The 16,996-nt window shown below is 39.6% G+C and carries 16 protein-coding genes; 5 read left to right on the forward strand and 11 right to left on the reverse strand.

All coding sequences use genetic code 11. The features are described 5' to 3' along the window. Window positions 1–19 precede the first annotated feature (19 nt). The 3 genes from ACQ334_RS06560 to ACQ334_RS06570 are packed head-to-tail and all read right to left on the reverse strand — an operon-like array spanning window position 20 to window position 3,960. Window positions 20–1,702, reverse strand: coding sequence for a GMC oxidoreductase (locus ACQ334_RS06560; protein ID WP_430987380.1), 1,683 nt, complete (start codon window positions 1,700–1,702; stop codon window positions 20–22). Between the two features lie 51 nt (window positions 1,703–1,753). Then, a complete protein-coding gene (locus ACQ334_RS06565; RefSeq protein WP_430987381.1) occupies window positions 1,754–2,647 on the reverse strand; it encodes a hydroxypyruvate isomerase family protein in 894 nt (297 codons plus the stop codon). 20 nt (window positions 2,648–2,667) lie between these two features. Beyond that, complete coding sequence (locus ACQ334_RS06570) at window positions 2,668–3,960, reverse strand: MFS transporter (RefSeq protein ID WP_430987382.1); 1,293 nt, start codon at window positions 3,958–3,960, stop codon at window positions 2,668–2,670. A gap of 217 nt (window positions 3,961–4,177) precedes the next feature. Here ACQ334_RS06570 and ACQ334_RS06575 point away from each other — a divergent pair, with 217 nt between their 5' ends. The 4 genes from ACQ334_RS06575 to ACQ334_RS06590 all read left to right on the forward strand — a co-directional run bounded on the left by ACQ334_RS06575 (window position 4,178) and on the right by ACQ334_RS06590 (window position 7,653). Then, window positions 4,178–5,335, forward strand: a complete 1,158-nt coding sequence (locus tag ACQ334_RS06575) for a Gfo/Idh/MocA family protein (RefSeq protein WP_430987383.1) — start codon at window positions 4,178–4,180, stop codon at window positions 5,333–5,335. Between the two features lie 138 nt (window positions 5,336–5,473). Next, window positions 5,474–6,529 carry a sugar phosphate isomerase/epimerase family protein gene (locus ACQ334_RS06580; protein WP_430987384.1) on the forward strand — a complete coding sequence of 352 codons (1,056 nt, stop codon included), beginning with the start codon at window positions 5,474–5,476 and terminating at the stop codon, window positions 6,527–6,529. A gap of 23 nt (window positions 6,530–6,552) precedes the next feature. Next, the gene (locus ACQ334_RS06585) at window positions 6,553–6,918 is read left to right on the forward strand and encodes a c-type cytochrome (protein ID WP_430987385.1); all 366 of its coding nucleotides are present in this window, start codon (window positions 6,553–6,555) and stop codon (window positions 6,916–6,918) included. Between the two features lie 3 nt (window positions 6,919–6,921). Continuing rightward, window positions 6,922–7,653 (forward strand): 3-keto-disaccharide hydrolase, encoded by a 732-nt coding sequence (locus ACQ334_RS06590; protein WP_430987386.1) that lies wholly within the window; start codon window positions 6,922–6,924, stop codon window positions 7,651–7,653. A gap of 71 nt (window positions 7,654–7,724) precedes the next feature. Here ACQ334_RS06590 and ACQ334_RS06595 read toward each other — a convergent pair whose 3' ends face one another. The 5 genes from ACQ334_RS06595 to ACQ334_RS06615 all read right to left on the reverse strand — a co-directional run bounded on the left by ACQ334_RS06595 (window position 7,725) and on the right by ACQ334_RS06615 (window position 11,837). After that, on the reverse strand, window positions 7,725–8,495 hold the full coding sequence (locus tag ACQ334_RS06595; RefSeq protein ID WP_430987387.1) for a 3-keto-disaccharide hydrolase: 771 nt from the start codon (window positions 8,493–8,495) through the stop codon (window positions 7,725–7,727). A 158-nt stretch (window positions 8,496–8,653) separates the two neighbouring features. Continuing rightward, complete coding sequence (locus ACQ334_RS06600) at window positions 8,654–10,072, reverse strand: Glu/Leu/Phe/Val family dehydrogenase (protein ID WP_430987388.1); 1,419 nt, start codon at window positions 10,070–10,072, stop codon at window positions 8,654–8,656. 84 nt (window positions 10,073–10,156) lie between these two features. Then, on the reverse strand, window positions 10,157–10,387 hold the full coding sequence (locus tag ACQ334_RS06605) for a CcmD family protein (protein WP_430987389.1): 231 nt from the start codon (window positions 10,385–10,387) through the stop codon (window positions 10,157–10,159). Further along, window positions 10,353–11,081, reverse strand: a complete 729-nt coding sequence (gene ccsA / locus ACQ334_RS06610; protein ID WP_430987390.1) for a cytochrome c biogenesis protein CcsA — start codon at window positions 11,079–11,081, stop codon at window positions 10,353–10,355. The genes ACQ334_RS06605 and ccsA overlap by 35 nt, the downstream gene beginning before the upstream one ends. A gap of 96 nt (window positions 11,082–11,177) precedes the next feature. After that, window positions 11,178–11,837: a heme exporter protein CcmB gene (locus ACQ334_RS06615; protein WP_430987391.1), complete on the reverse strand. Its 660-nt coding sequence runs from the start codon at window positions 11,835–11,837 to the stop codon at window positions 11,178–11,180. 203 nt (window positions 11,838–12,040) lie between these two features. Here ACQ334_RS06615 and ACQ334_RS06620 point away from each other — a divergent pair, with 203 nt between their 5' ends. Further along, window positions 12,041–15,004: a M4 family metallopeptidase gene (locus ACQ334_RS06620; RefSeq protein WP_430987392.1), complete on the forward strand. Its 2,964-nt coding sequence runs from the start codon at window positions 12,041–12,043 to the stop codon at window positions 15,002–15,004. Between the two features lie 75 nt (window positions 15,005–15,079). Here ACQ334_RS06620 and ACQ334_RS06625 read toward each other — a convergent pair whose 3' ends face one another. From ACQ334_RS06625 to ACQ334_RS06635, 3 genes are all read right to left on the reverse strand, one after another. After that, the gene (locus ACQ334_RS06625; protein ID WP_430987393.1) at window positions 15,080–15,574 is read right to left on the reverse strand and encodes a hypothetical protein; all 495 of its coding nucleotides are present in this window, start codon (window positions 15,572–15,574) and stop codon (window positions 15,080–15,082) included. A 55-nt stretch (window positions 15,575–15,629) separates the two neighbouring features. Continuing rightward, on the reverse strand, window positions 15,630–16,289 hold the full coding sequence (locus ACQ334_RS06630; protein WP_430987394.1) for a porin family protein: 660 nt from the start codon (window positions 16,287–16,289) through the stop codon (window positions 15,630–15,632). Between the two features lie 94 nt (window positions 16,290–16,383). Further along, the gene (locus tag ACQ334_RS06635; RefSeq protein ID WP_430987395.1) at window positions 16,384–16,947 is read right to left on the reverse strand and encodes a thymidine kinase; all 564 of its coding nucleotides are present in this window, start codon (window positions 16,945–16,947) and stop codon (window positions 16,384–16,386) included. Between the last annotated feature and the right edge of the window lie 49 nt (window positions 16,948–16,996).

Genomic DNA, 16,996 nt, shown 5'->3' on the forward strand with positions numbered 1-16,996 from the left:
TTAGTAATGAATAATTGATTTACAGGTTACCTTTTTTCAATTCTTTTACTGCAAAATCTACTGCTCTTGCAGTTAATGCCATATAAGTTAATGAAGGATTTACGCAACTTGCACTCGTCATGCAGGCGCCATCGGTTACAAAAACATTCATAGCATCCCATACCTGGTTGTTGCCATTCAGCACTGATGTTTTAGGGTCTCTGCCCATACGTGCAGTGCCCATTTCATGTATGCCCATGCCTACCGCATAACCGTTATCATACGCATTCACATCTTTTACTCCTGCAGCTTCCAGCATTTCTTTGGCATCATTCATCATGTCTATCCGCATCTTCTTTTCATTCTCTTTTATTTCCACATCAAAATTCAACACCGGTAAACCCCATTTATCTTTTTTAGTTTTATCCAGTGTGATCTTATTAGCATGATCAGGTAACATTTCTCCGAATGCAGTAATGCCCATGTGCCAGCTACCTGGTTCACTTAAGGCATCTTTTAGTTCGGCACCAATGGTTAATTCTGCCACATCAATTCCCCTGCCCCTGCTGGCGCCACCCTGGTAGCCAAAGCCTCGCAGGTAATCTCTTTTATCATCATATACATTTCTAAACCTCGGAATGTAAATACCGGTTGGCCTGCGGCCGTAAATATATTTATCTTCATACCCTTCCACTCTTCCACTTGCACCTAACCTGAAATGATGATCCATTACATTATGCCCGAGTTCGCCACTGCTGCTGCCTAATCCATCAGGCCATATATCGGTAGCGCTGTTCATTAAAACCCACGTGCTGTTAAATGATGATGCACAGAGGAATATTATTTTTGCATTGTACGTGTATGTCTTGTTGGTCTCGGCATCCAGTACTTCCACACCGGTTGCTTTTTTTGAATTCTTATCGTAAATAAGTTTGGTAACAATCTTATTGTTTTCCAAAGTAAGATTGTTTGTTTTTCTTGCTGCAGGCAATGTAGCCGATTGTGTGCTGAAGTACGCACCAAACGGACAGCCACGCCAGCAACGGTCACGGTATTGGCAGTTCGTTCTGCCTTGCTCAGGCCTTGCTTCGGTGATATTAGCACTGCGGCCGATAAACATATGACGTTTACCACTGTAATGCTCTTTTAGTTTTGCTGACAGATCTTTTTCCACCACGTTCATATCCATCGCTGGTAAAAATTCTCCATCAGGTAATACATCCAGGCCTTCCTTACTACCCTGTATACCCGCAAATTTTTCTACATAACTATACCACGGAGCAAGTTCATCATAACGGATAGGCCAGTCGATAGCAATGCCTTCTTTTGCATTGGCTTCAAAATCCATTTTACTCCAGCGGTAGCTCTGGCGGCCCCAATGTAAGGAACGGCCTCCTGTATGATAAGCCCTGTACCAATCAAAACGTTTGGTTTCGGTATAAGGGCTTTCAGTATCATTCACCCACATACCTAAGGTTTGTTCTCCCAATGCATAATCCCTTTTTAAAACAGGATGTTCTTTTATCATTTGTTGTGTGGGTTTATCCCTGTGCGGAAATTCCCACATTTCTTTAGTAGCATTTACATAGTCTTTCACATGCTCCACATGTTTACCTCTTTCCAGCATTAAAACCTTCAGGCCTTTTTCTGTAAGTTCTTTTGCAGCCCATCCGCCACTTATTCCGGAGCCAACTACAATTGCGTCGTAAGTATTATCTGCCATAATCGATTTATGATTTTAGATTTTTAGATTTATGATTGTAGACCCCACACTTTATACATCACATAATTTCACTGCCGCTTTTAATGCTTTAATTTTTTCGGCATTATCTTTTCCGGTAGGAATAAATTCCTGTGCGATATAATCTTTAAAACCCGTAGCTAATATTGCTTTGGCAATAGCCGGGTAATATAGTTCCTGTGTTTCATCAATTTCGTGGCGGCCTGGTACACCTGCTGTATGATAATGCCCGAAGTACTGGTAATTATTTTTTATTGTTCTTATCACATCGCCTTCATCAATCTGCATATGGTAGATATCATACAATAATTTAAAATTTTCTGATCCTACACGTTTACATAATTCAACACCCCATGCGCTTTTATCGCACATATAATCTTTATGGTCTACTTTACTGTTCAGTAATTCCATTTGAATGATGACGCCTCTCTTTTCTGCCAGCGCTATAATTTGTTTTAATCCTGCGGCACAATTTTTCAATCCTGTTTCATCATCCATACCTTTACGGCTGCCGCTGAAGCAAATTAAATTTTTATAGCCGGCATCAGCAACATAATTTATATGGTCGGTATAATTTTTTATTAATGTTGAATGATTCTCGGTGTGATTCCATCCTTCTGTTAAACTGATTTCTGCGCCATTGCACATTGAAGAATCCAAACCATGTGCTTTTAAAACATTCCATTCTTTAGGGCCCACCAGGTCAATTGCTTTTAACCCTATTTTATTGGCTGCACCACACAGTTCTTCCAGTGGTAAAAAATTATAGGTCCACCTGCACACAGAGTGGTTGATATTGCCTTTGAGTTTATACATGTCTTCTGTATTATCAGTAGCAGCTAAAGCAGCCATCGGGCTTGCAGCCACCGCTAAAGAGCCTACTGCTAACTGTTTTAATAATTGTCTTCTTGAAGATTGATTTTCCATTTTTTAAATAATGTAGTTGATTATAAAGCCACTTTACTTTTGTTGCGCATGTAAAAGAATAATCCTGCAAATGCAGCAATTAAAATTACAGGGAGAATCAGGGTCGTATTGATAATTTCAGGGCCTGCAGTTTTATTGGCTTCTGCCAGGGCAGCTTTCATTGCTTCAGTAGCTTCAGGGCTATTATATACTTTAAGATCGGCACCTGCAGGTAAATGCGCTGCAATTTTATTATCATATACAGTACCCATAAACATAGTGTAAATTGAAACCGCAAACATACCTGCACCTCCCATCAGGTTTAAACCCACTGCACCAGTCTTAGGTAAGTTTTCCGACACAAACCCCAGCATGGTAGGCCAGAAATAACAAACCCCCATTCCAAAAATCAAGGCCCCAACAAAAACCATACTACCACCGGAATGGCCTAAAATGTATAAGCCCAGAGCGGCTAAAATTGCAGACATCAGCAATACACCCTGTGGTGCAAGGCTATGCACAACCGGGCCTGCAAATGCACGGCCGATAACCATTACCCCGGTAGATACAGCCAATATTAATAATGCATTGGTAGTAACATTATTTAACAGCACGCCTATCCATTGCCCTGTAAATAATTCTGTGATGGCTGTACCAAACATACAAATGATCATAAAAATAAAAAGCGGGCTTGCCAATGCTTTATACATGCTTGCAGTAGATACGCCACTGGCTACTCTTTCCGTAACAGGAAATTGTTCTTTCAAAAAAAGCCAGCCATATAATAATGTAGGAATAAGCATTACACTCACCAGTATCTTCCAGTTGCTGATGGTATCAGTACCGGTAATTTTTTGTCCGAAGAAATAAACCACCAGTGAACCAATTACAATACCACCGGGAAACCACAAATGGAAGTGATTGAGTTTTGTTGTTTTATTATCAGTATACAAGGAAGTTACCAATGGATTACAAGCTGCTTCCACAGTGCCGTTGGCAATACCAATCAGTAAAGTTGAAATGAATAATGCCCAGTAGGGGCTGCCAAAACTTCCTGCAAAAATGGTGAGCAGAATTCCTGCCAGGTGAAATATAAAAGCCATTACCAGGAGTTTCTTCATACCAATAATATCAACGATCATTCCGCCAATGATCACTGCCAGCGGAAATCCCCAGAAAGCAGTAGCTGTAATGGTTGATATTTCGGCCTTATCCAAATTAAATTGTGTACCCCAGGTGCCTAATAATCCTGCACGGATACCAAATGAAAGAGAGGTTACTAATAATGCCAGGCAACTGGCAACAAAGAGTTTGTTTCTGTCTATAGCTTGCATATCGTTTTTTAAAAAGTGAGACCAGCTTTACTTCGTAAATATAATTTTAATAATCATCAAAAAATCAAATGCCCCAAAAAACTTTCCGCAAACGGTTGCGATTAATTTAAAAAATATCTGGCAGGTACTTTAATATTTTTTTCTATTTTTAATGCCCATCCCTGAAACAACTTGTTTGCAGAATTAAAATAATATCACATAAACACAAAATACTATCATGCAGCGTAAATTAAGAATGGCCATGATCGGCGGCGGTAAAGACGCTTTTATTGGAGCAGTGCATCGCCTGGCATTAAATATGGACGGGCAAATTGAAATGGTGGCGGGTGCCTTAAGTGTAACTCCCGAAACTGCTATAGAGTCAGGCAGGTTATTGTTTTTAGATGAGAGCCGAATCTATACTGATTATAAAGTAATGCTGGAACAGGAAGCCGCAATGCCTGCAGATAAAAGAATTGATTTTGTAAGTATCGTTACCCCCAATTTTGTGCACTTCGATCCGGCAATGATGGCATTAGATAAAGGCTTTAATGTGGTAATTGAAAAACCTATCACATTTACTTTAGAACAAGCTAAGCAAATAAAAGAAAAATTGGCTGCTACTGGTTTAACCTTGTTATTGTGTCATACTTACACAGGTTATCCCATGGTAAAACAGGCAAAACAAATTGTAAAGAGTGGCGTTTTAGGAAAAATAAGAAAAGTATATGTAGAATATCCGCAGGGATGGCTGAGTACTTTTTTAGAAGGTACAGGCCAGGCACAAGCCAGCTGGCGTACTGACCCCAAGAAAAGTGGTAAAGCGGGTTGTATGGGTGATATCGGCACACATGCTTTTAATATGGCTGAATATATAACCGGCTTGCAGGTCACACAAATCTGCTCTAACCTAAATATTGTTGTAGAAGGGCGACTGCTGGATGATGATGGTGCTGCATTTTTAAAATTCAACAATGGTGCAAGCGGCGTTTTAATGGCAACACAAATTGCTGCCGGAGAAGAAAACAATGTTAAGATAAGAGTGTATGGTGAAAAAGGCGGCCTGGAATGGCAACAGGAAGATGCCAACACTTTAAAAGTAAAATGGTTAGATAAACCAGCCGAAATTTACAGAACCGGTGGTGCTTACAACAGTTCTTTTGCTGCACATAATACCAGGATTCCTGCAGGGCACCCCGAAGGCTATTTAGAAGCCTTTGGAAATTTATACCGCAACTTTGCTTTAACTGTGAGGGCAAAAATAAATGGAGAAATACCCAAAGAAGAGTGGCTGGATTTTCCGGGAGTGGAAGAAGGAATAAGAGGAATGGCATTTGTGGAGAATGTGGTAGCATCATCGCAGAGCAATGAAAAATGGAGAGAGTTTACCATATAATTTAACCATATAGGAACATAGAACACATAGGTTTTCACATAGTAGTTCTATGTATTTTCTATGTGCCCTATGTTCCTATGTGGTGGCAAAAGAAAAATTTATTTTTATTCATTAAAAAAATCCTCTGTGAGTATAACAATGCAAACAATAAAAGGCCCTGGTATTTTTTTAGCCCAGTTTATGGGTGATAAAGCTCCCTTTAATGATTTAGTATCTATTTGCAAATGGGCAAAAGATCTGGGTTTTGTAGCCGTACAAATCCCCACCTGGGAAAGCCGGTTGATCAACCTGCAACAGTGCGCCGAAAGCAAAACTTATGCAGATGAATTAAAAGGCACCATCAATGCCTGTGGTGTAGAAATTTCAGAATTATCTACACACCTGCAAGGGCAATTGGTAGCAGTAAATCCTGCTTACGATGCTTTGTTTGATGGCTTTGCACCTGATGCTGTAAAGAATAATCCCAAAGCAAGACAGGAATGGGCAGTGCAACAATTATTGTATGCGGCAAAGGCCTCACAAAATTTAGGATTGAATGCACATGCTACTTTCAGCGGTGCGTTGCTATGGCATACCGTGTACCCATGGCCGCAGCGACCTGCCGGTTTGGTGGAAGATGGTTTTACCGAATTAGCCAGGCGCTGGTTACCGATATTAAATGAGTTTGACAAATGTGGTGTAGATGTATGTTACGAAATCCATCCCGGTGAAGATCTGCATGATGGTATTTCCTACGAAATGTTTTTAGAAAAAGTGAATAACCATAAAAGAGCTTGCTTATTATACGATCCTTCACATTTCATGTTGCAGCAGTTAGATTATAAACAATACATCGATTTTTATCATGAACGCATTAAAATGTTTCATGTAAAAGATGCAGAGTTTAATCCAACCGGTAAGCAAGGTGTATATGGAGGTTTTCAAAACTGGATCGACAGGGCCGGACGTTTTCGTTCGCTGGGTGATGGTCAAATTGATTTTAAAACTATCTTTAGCAAATTAACACAGTATGGTTACAAAGGCTGGGCTGTGATGGAATGGGAATGCTGCATTAAACATCCCGAAGATGGCGCTAAGGAAGGGGCCATATTTATTAAAGACCATATCATCAGGGTAACAGAAAAAGCCTTTGATGATTTTGCAGAGACAGGTAACAATACTGATTTTAATAAAACGATCTTAGGATTGCAATAAATAAAACATAAAATAAAAGACAGATGAAAAAAACTATTCTAATGCTTTCAATTGCCGCATTTTGTTTTTCGTGCGGTGGAGGTGAAAAAGGTGGCGATTCAAAATCAGCAGCAGGTAATCCTGATATTGAAAAAGGACTGGACCTGGTAGGTAAATCCAATTGTGCTGGTTGTCATAAAATAAAAGAAACTTCAGTTGGCCCGGCTTTTAATCTGATTGGGCAGAAGTACGAAAATACTGAAGCCAATATTAATACCCTAGCTGAAAAAGTAATAAAAGGCGGTTCCGGTAATTGGGGCCAGGTACCTATGGCAGGACATAGCGAAGTTTCTAAAGAAGACGCTGTATTAATGGTAAAATATGTTCTGTCACTAAAAGATGAAAAATAAATTATGAAAAATAAACTCTTAATTCCGATTGCTTCGCTGGCTGTATTAATGGCCTGTAATAGTGCTGAAACTAAAACCGGCGATACTGCTGCTGCAATAAAACCTGCCGCCGCAGATACTACCGGCTGGGTTACATTATTTGATGGTACCACCACTGCCGGCTGGCACGCCTATGGCAAAGGCTCCGCTACAGGCAGATGGAAAGTGGCTGACAACGCTGTTTACATAGATACTACCCAAAAAGGCGAAGGTGGCGACCTTACCACAAATGAAGAATACGATAACTTTGATTTGAAATTAGAATGGAAAATTGCGGCTAACGGTAACAGTGGTATTATATTTTATGTAAATGAAGACACTGCTAAATACCATAACACATACGAAACCGGTCCTGAAATGCAGGTGTTAGATAATGATGGCCATCCTGACGGAAAAATTACCAAGCACCGTGCCGGAGATTTGTACGATTTAATTTCCTGTAGCAAAGAAACCGTTAAGCCGGTTGCCGATTGGAATGAAGTGGAAATAAAATCTAAAGATGGCAAACTGGATTTTTACCTGAATGGCACCAATGTAGTAAGTACTACAATGTGGGATGATAGCTGGAAAGCTTTGGTGGCAGGAAGTAAATTTAAAACCATGCCCGGCTTTGGCACTTATAAAAAAGGCAGGATTGCATTACAGGATCATGGTAATTTGGTTTGGTACAGAAATATAAAAATTAAGAAGTTGTAAAAGGATATTCCCGATAAAAAATAAGCACTCCAAAAAGAGTGCTTATTTTTTATACTATTACTTTCTTATGCTTACAACGGCCTCACCCAGATATTCCTGTAACTGATCGGCTCACTGGGATCTCCATGGTCTTGTAATTTAATTGGTGCCGCTCCGTGTTTTTTATAATAAGGTTTTCCACGGTAAACAGTAATGCCTTTTACTTCTGTATTATTTTGTACCAGTACCCCATTTTGAATAGCGGTAATACGGCCCGGGTTTTTTACAGTACCATCCTCATTAAATCTTGGAGCTGTCCATACAATATCATACGATTGCCATTCACCTGGCTTTTTACAAACATTTGCCAAAGGAATAGATTGTTTGTATATACTTCCGGTTTGCCCGTTTACATAAGTAGTGTTTTCATAACAATCCAGTACCTGTATTTCATAACCTTCGTCACCAGGGCCAGTGCTGGCTAAAAAAACACCACTGTTGCCACGTGCCTGTCCGCTACCGGTAATATTTTCAGGAATGCGCCATTCTATATGCAACTGGTAATCGGTAAATTTTCTTTTGGTTTGGATATTGCCGGTACCTTTTTTTACAGTAACATTATTTTTTTTCACTGTCCATAGTGCAGGCTTGGTACTGTCATTTACAGAAACCCATTCATCCAGGTTTTTTCCGCCGAATAAAATGATGGCATCAGAAGGAGCATCACTATTGGTCTTTCCCGGTTTTACTATTGGTGGAACAGGCGCATACACTTCTGTAAGCTTGGGGTCAATTTCCTGGCCGGAAGAAACCAGCACTGAAAATAGTAATGTAGAAAGCAATAACAGGAACTTATTTTTCATAATGCAAGTTTTAATCGTAAGAAATTATGTTTAAAAATAAAAAATACTTGTGTACAATACAGAAAGTACACAAGTATTTTTTTAGGTTTTATTTAATCATATGTATCGAAACTGCGTTTCGATGTACAATGTGTCGAAATAAAATTTCAACGTACCAATTATGGAAAAATACCCAGCTCATTATAGCTCTGCGCCACTTTGTTAATAGCACTTACATAAGCTGCGGTACGCATGTCAGGTATGGTTGGGTTATCTTTCCATATCTGCATGATTTCCCTTGTGGCAGTGATCATCGTTTCTTCCAGGCCGCTATGTACCAGGTCCTGTTCTTCCGGCCCATGCATAATAAAGTCCCTTTCTTTTTTACTTACCGTTTTACCACTTAGTTCTTCTATCTGCCCCAATATATGACCATTTAAATTTTCGGCAAAGCGTTTTTCCAAACGGCCGTAACGTACGTGGCTTAAATTTTTCAACCATTCAAAATAACTAACAGTAACACCGCCTGCATTAAGGTACATATCCGGTACACATAAAATACCACGCCTTGTAAATTCTTCATCTGCTTCAGGTGTACAAGGGCCGTTAGCTGCTTCGCCAACAATTTTTGCTTTTACTCTTGGTGCATTATCTCCGTTAATAACATTCTCCAATGCCGCAGGAATTAAAATATCACATTCCAGTTCCAATGCATCCGAACTTTTTGCAAGGTTGGTAGCACCGGGGAAATTTAAAATTGAACCTGTTTTTTTTCTATGTTGAAAAACTTCATCTTCATTTAATCCGTCTTCATTAAAAATGGCGCCTTCGTATTCTGCCAGGGCAATTACTTTTGAACCTGCTTCACGGAAAAATTTAGCGCTATGATAGCCTACATTTCCTAATCCTTGTACTACTACTCTCTTTCCAACAACGCCAACGGTTAAGCCTTGTTTTTTCATCACGTCTTCCATGTTACATACTTCACGTATACCAAAGAATACACCTAAGCCGGTAGCTTCTTTACGGCCACGTACACCACCCTGTGTAATTGGTTTACCGGTAACACAACCTGCTGCATCAATCTCACCTGGTTTAAGCGATTGGTACGTATCTACTATCCATGCCATTTCTCTTTCACCTGTTCCGTAATCCGGGGCAGGTACGTCAATGCCGGGGCCAATAAAATTTTTCTTTACTAACTCTGCTGTATAACGACGGGTTATTTTTTCCAGGTCGTAAGCAGTGTATTTTTTAGGGTCGATGGTGATACCACCTTTTGCACCACCAAATGGCACGTTTACAATAGCGCATTTAAAAGTCATCAATGCAGCCAATGCCATTACTTCATCTAAATTTACTTCAGGACTGTAACGTATACCGCCTTTACAAGGTGCTTTATGATGAGAGTGTTGTACACGATAAGCCTTAATTACTTCTATCTTATCATTTACTTTAACCGGAAAGTGCATACGCAATACCGAGTTACATTGTTTGATCTGTTCTAATAACCCACTATCCCATGTAGTGAATTTTGCTGCTTTGTCAAAGCTTTGTTCCACACTGTGAAAAAAACTGTACGTAGTTTCTGCTGACATAAAAGTTGTAGTTTAGTTTTTTGCAATCGTTGTTTTAAAAATGTATAATTCAGGCGAATTATTATAACCGGCTGGCAGGTCGGTTTAGTTTTCTTTTTCTATTTTACTTATTTTTCTATCTACTAAAAAAACATAAAGGAAAAGCCCGATCAATATAGTAAGGCAAACCGCCACCACTACATAAATTTTTCCATTGCTTCTCATTACTTCTTCCACCCCGGGTTTATCCTGTGCAAATGCAACGGCACAAAAAAACAAAGAAACAAACATTAATAACACCTTATTTATTATCGATGTCCATTGATACTTCTTCATTTAATAGTGTTTTATCTGTTAGTAATTGTATTCTTATTTTTAATGTAGCGATCCATACGCCCAATAATGTCCACCCGATAACTGCAGGATAAAAGATCATACGCATGGCTGCATCAAGATCTTTTTGTGCATTTAAAGCCGGATTACCACTGTCGCTGCCCGGTGCGCCGGGATGTAAGCTGCCCACCATTCTCGGGATGATCCAGATGCTGGGAAACAACATTACAAAAGCGAAAATATTATATACTGCACTTACCCTTGCTCTTTTATCAATATCGGTAAAGCTTCCCCTTAATACAAAATAGGCACCATAGATTAATAAAGCAATAGCCGCACCTAATAATTTAGGTTCTTTAAGTACGCTACCCAAACTTTGGTTCTGATCAGTAAGCCAGGTATAATTGGCCCAGATAGCGCCGGTACCATAACCAAGTATACCTACAAATGCACCTACGGCTGCAAAATTTTTGGCAAAAATATCATTGCGGTAACTGGAGTCACGTAAATATTTAATGCTGTACACAAAACTTACAATAAAGAGGATCATCATTGCAAACCACATGCATACATGAAAATACAAATTGCGGATAGATTGATGGATAATGGGCAGATCGGGAACCTTCATTAAAAAACCTGCTACTACCGTGTAGATAAGCAAAACAAAGGATAATATTTTCCACCAGCTTTTCTTCAAAAGAAGATTTTTTTTAGTGCCGCAAAGATAGGGCAGAGTTTTGAGTTTGCAGTTACCAGTTTGTTGTTTTTTAGTATTTCTGCAGGCTTATTTATTTTAGTCCTTCCACAGGTAAGGAAAAAGTACCACGGCCATGGCCACCACCAGTACATCCAGCCCGATAATTAACAGGCTTAATTGCATTACTGCGCCTGCCCGGAATACTTCGGCAAATGCAACTTTACTCAGTTTCATCAGCATTAATAATTGTGGCAGTATGATAGGGAAACCCATTATGGCAATAAGCGCTGCATTCTGCTGTGCTTTTGCTGCAATGGCACTCATTAAAGTAAATACCAGGCTGATGCTGATACCGCCTAAAATTACAATACCTGTAAACTGCAGGGAATTACTTACCGGATTGGTTAAAAAGAAAAAGAACAATACCAGACTAATGCTGCTCATCAGCACCATTAGCAGAACATTGTAAATTATTTTGCTGATGATAAACTCGGCAGGTGAGGCAATGGAATAGAAATACAACATCCTCCCCTTCCCTTCCTGCAAAAAACTTTTGGCTACAGCATTTACACAAATGAATAATTGAATGATCCAGAATAAACTGTTCCAGGTTGCCCCATCGGGCTTATCGGGAAAAGAAAGGTAAATAACAAAAACGGTGGACGCAATGTAAAGGACAATACCATAAAAAGTATGTTTTTGCCTGAACTCAAGCAATACATCTTTATGTAACAAAGCGTAGATCCTTTTAAACATTACTGCAAATTACTAACATTCAATAAAAACCCGAATAAAATTTAAACCGGGAATAACAGTGCAATCAACGATACTAACAGTTGTTAGTTAACCCAATGTTATCCACAGTAATTCTCCCACCGTATTTCTACTCTTGTATCAAATAATTATTCCATCTATATTACAAAATATTTTTCTTCTATTCCTAACTTAACAAACAAACAATGAAAAAAATTTTAATCACCCTCCTGATCTCATCAGGACTGCTATCCGCAATGGATACCAAAGCACAGGATTTTGTAAAAGGCAACCCCGGCATGTATCCTGAATTTATTGATTTTAAAAATGCTCCCGCTGCATTTAACAAAGGTTCCGTAATACTGGCTGATGACAAGGGCAGTTTCACTTCTTCTTCAAGCGCCTTGCTTACGCATTCAGAAAAAGATAACCTTAGCATGGAACATTTTCGTTACCAGCAAAGTTATTTAGGCATTCCCGTAGAGAATGCTGTTTATGTAATGCATGTAAAAGGCAATGCTGTAATGAGCCAGAATGGAAAATGGGTTAAAGATTTTCCTGCTGATCTAAAAAACGCTGCTGCTATTAACTTTACTGCTGCTTTACAAAAAGCAATGGCTGCTGTAGGTGCACAATCGTACAAATGGCAAATTCCTGCAGAGGAAGCTTTTATTAAAAGAGAACAAAATGATTTTAAAGCTACCTTCTATCCTAAATCTGAATTAGTATGGTACAGTGGCGAAAACGAAGTGGTACCTGCATCGATGAGGTTAGCCTATAAATTAGACATTTACGCACAGTACCCTATGAGCAGGCAGATTGTATTTGTAGATGCTGTTAATGGCAGCATTTTAGGTAAGAGAGAATTAATTCATACCACTAATGCAACAGGAACAGCTGTAACCGCCTACACCGGTACGCAAACTATTACTACTGATTTTACCGGTACTACTTACCGCTTAAGAGAAACCGGCAGAGGTAATGGTATCAACACTTATGATATGAGATTGGCAGGAACCAATTACGGAGCAGCAGTTGATTTTACTGATGCCGATAATAACTGGAATAATGTAAATGCCAATAAAGATCAATATGCAACGGACGGCCATTGGGGCACCGAAAAAACCTATGATTTTTATCTTACTAAATTTAACCGTAACAGTGTCGATAATGCTGGCTTTGCTTTAAACAGTTATGTGCACACCAACTTAGTAGCATTTGGTTATGGCAATAATATCAACGCCTTTTGGGATGGTACCCGAATGACTTACGGTGATGGCGGCACAAGTGGCAGCACTACTTACACCCCGCTAACTGCTTTAGATGTTTGCGGCCATGAAATTACTCATGGTGTTACTGAAAGAACTTCTAACCTGGTATACTCCAAAGAATCGGGCGCTATGAACGAAGGCTTCAGTGATATTTTTGGAACGGCTATTGAATTTTATGCGAAAGGCACCGGAGGTAACTGGATGATAGGTGAAAATATTGGAGCAGCATTCCGCAATATGGCCAATCCAAACCAATTCAGTCAGCCCGATACTTATGGTGGTACATTTTGGGTAAACACAACCAGCTGTACTCCTACTAATAACAACGACCAATGTGGCGTACACACTAACAGTGGTGTATTAAATTTCTGGTTTTATCTTTTGTCGCAAGGCGGCAGCGGTACCAATGATATCGGCAGCGCCTACACGGTAACAGGTATTGGTATTGATAAAGCCGCAGCTATTGCATACAGAACTAACACCACTTATTTAATTTCTACTTCCACTTATGCCAATGCAAGAACTTATGCTATTCAATCTGCCATTGATCTATATGGCGCAGGAAGTGCGGAAGTTATTGCCACCACCAACGCATGGTATGCAGTAGGTGTTGGTGCTGCATACAGCTCGGCCTGCGGTACACCAACTGCATTAACTGCATCTGCCATCACCAGTTCCGGTGCTACTTTAGGCTGGACCGCTGGTTCTAATGCAGTAAGTTATTTAGTAGAGTATAAATTATCTTCTGCTTCCACATGGACAACTCTTGCTGCTGCAACAACAGCTACTTCAGTTCCTGTAACAGGCCTTACTGCTTCTACTGCATATGATTGGAGAGTAACTACTAATTGTTCAGCTTCTACCAGCACTGCGGCTACTGCTTCGTTTACAACAACTGCCGTTGCATCGGGTTGTGCTGGTGCATTTGAGCCGAATGAAACACAAGCCACTGCTGCAAGTATAACATCGGGTGTTACTAATTCTGCTGCTATAAGTTCCGCCACTGATGTTGATTACTTCTCCATTGTTACTACTGCTACCAGTAGCAATGTGTTCAACCTGGTTGGACCAAGTGGTGTGGATTACGACTTGTATATCTACAATAGTGCAGGCACACAAATTGGTTCCAGTACAGGCAGTACTGCAACAGAAACTGTTTCCTTAACCAGCCAGGCAGCAGGCACTTATTACATTAAAGTTATTGGCTACAACGGTGCCAACAGTGCAACGTGCTATACTATAAAAGCTACTGCCACAGTAGCCACAAGTTGTCAGAGTGCATTGGATGTGTCTACTAACGGAACTATTTCCGGCGCAGCAGTAATTCCGTTTAACACCAACGTTACCGGTTTAATTAGCCCGAGTGGTGATAATGATTATTACAAATTTGTAATTACCAACGGAGGTACTGCCACAATCACATTAACTACATTGCCTGCTGATTACGATCTTACAGTTGTAAACAGTGCAGGTACACAATTAGCGATTTCTCAAAATGGTGGTACCACAAGTGAAACCATTACCCGTACCTATACTGCAGGTACTTATTATGCAAGAGTGTTTGGTTACAACAATGCCAATAATGCATCTACCTGCTATACTTTAAAAGTGCAATTAGGTACTGCAAGCATCATTGGTAACGGCACTGAAATTACCGGAAACGGTTTATTGAAAGTGTACCCAAGCCCTGCCACCAATATTTTAAATGTAAGCGTACTGGGCGAAATTGCTCCGAAAGCTACTTTAAAAGTGGTGAATATAAGTGGAGCTGTTGTGATGGAAGAAAAGATCAGCAGCAATGTACAACAGGTAAATATTTCAACATTACCAAAAGGTGTTTACATGCTTAAGATCAACAATGGAGAAAAAGTGCTTTCTTCTAAGTTTGTAAAGCAATAAATTTGTTTTATCCTCAATAAAAAAACGTCCTCAAATAAAATTGAGGACGTTTTTTTATTTGTGCTTTTTTACTTTTTATTTAGCTTTTTCTATAGTGAATACCTGATTGCTGAATGGTGGTTTATCAGGAATGGTAACCACGTTAAATTCAAAATTTACAGCATGGTGGCAATTGTTGCAGGTATTGGTTAGCAACACATAACTGTTTCTAAATTGAACAGGGTCCTGCTTTGTTATGGCAGCATTCACACTATCCAAAGCAGGATTGATCATGATCACTTTTTCCGACTCTTTTCTTTCGGCCTGGTACTTTTGAATGTTTTCCACCGCTTCCATTATTTCATGTATCTCAAAATCGGCCAGCGCCCAGTTTTTATTTTGCCCGGCAAACCATAGCTTGGCATGATGCACCTGTATGCTGCTCATAAATTCTCCAAAGCCGGGCTTGTAAGTATCCGCTAACTTTTTCTCTAAACTATCAATACGGTTTTGCAGCACTTTATTATTACCGGTGGATTGATTGCAGGAGATGAATACAACAAGCACTGTAATAATAATAGAATATTTCATCGCATCAAATTAAAAAAGGAAAGTAAAATAAGCCCATACTGTTCAACCTGCAATTTTATTGTAAAGCAAATGTCAACCCCGCCATAACAGTAAACGAATTTATTTTTGCTGTACCATTACCTTGTTTGTAGGTATTAGAAAGCCCCAAGTTATCCTGCAGGCCAATATCTAATTTTATTGTAGTAGCAATCGGTATCTGAATTCCTGTACCTGCAGATACACCAAAGTTTATTGCCTTTCGGTTGCCGGGTGAAGTTCTTTGGGCTGATATGCCAGGTTCTTCCGTTTTTATTACCATGGTATATTTTAGTAAATAGCCTGCAAATACGCCAGCATTCACATTAAATTTTACTTTTTTTCCGGTGGAGTATTCGGCAAGAACAGGAAGATTGAGGTAATTCAATTTGTTGTGCAGTTCACCAGCTACCAAACCAGTGGCTGTGCTATTTTCAAATAATAAGGCTCCCCATGTTGAACCGGTTTGGTGATAAGCCAGGATAGCTTTTACACCAAAATGATTGGTAACATTTACTTTAATATGGCCACCAATATGCAATCCTGCTATTATGCCATTTTGTTCTTTGCCCACATTATCACCATAAGCCGAGCTGAGATTTACACCGCTTTGAAAGCCATATTCAATATTATTTTTTTGGGCAGAAACCCGGGTGCATAAAGTAAAAAGAAACAGTCCGAAAAAAAGCTGCTTTATCATAAATGGCGTTTTAAAAGATCTGTACACTGAAGTAAATAACTACAACTGATGAGACTTTTATTAAGCAAAACGTTGCACCGTAATAAAGTTATAACTATTCCTGTGCACAATGCCTGCACCTGGGTTCATAAATATCTTTTTCGCCCAGCAAAACCTGCGGCCCCTTGGCCTCTTTACGGTAACTGATATTGGCAATATTGCCGCATTTTACACAAATAGCATGCAGCTTGGTGATATAATCGGCTTTGGCCAAAAGGCTGGGCATTTGCCCGAAGGGCTTACCTAAATAATCCATATCCAGCCCGGCTACAATTACCCGAACTCCTTTCATAGCCAGCAATTCGCATACATTGCCAATTTCTGCATCAAAAAATTGAGCTTCGTCAATACCCACTACATCCACATCCTGTGCCAGCAGCAAAATAGTTTGTGAACTTTCCACGGGAGTGGATTGAATAGCATTGGTATCGTGGCTTACAATTTTTTCGGCATCATAACGTACATCTATGGCGGGTTTAAATATTTCCACTTTAAGGTTAGCGATCTTCACCCGCTTTAGCCTTCTTATCAGTTCTTCGGTTTTGCCACTGAACATACTTCCGCAGATCACTTCTATCCAGCCCCTTCGTCCGCCACCAAAATTGGGTTCTATAAACATTAGTATAATTTTTTAAAATTGTAGTTGTAACTTAGGCCACCAAAAATTG

Source organism: Ferruginibacter sp. SUN106 (assembly GCF_050611765.1).
In the GTDB taxonomy this organism is placed as follows: Bacteria; Bacteroidota; Bacteroidia; order Chitinophagales; family Chitinophagaceae; genus Ferruginibacter.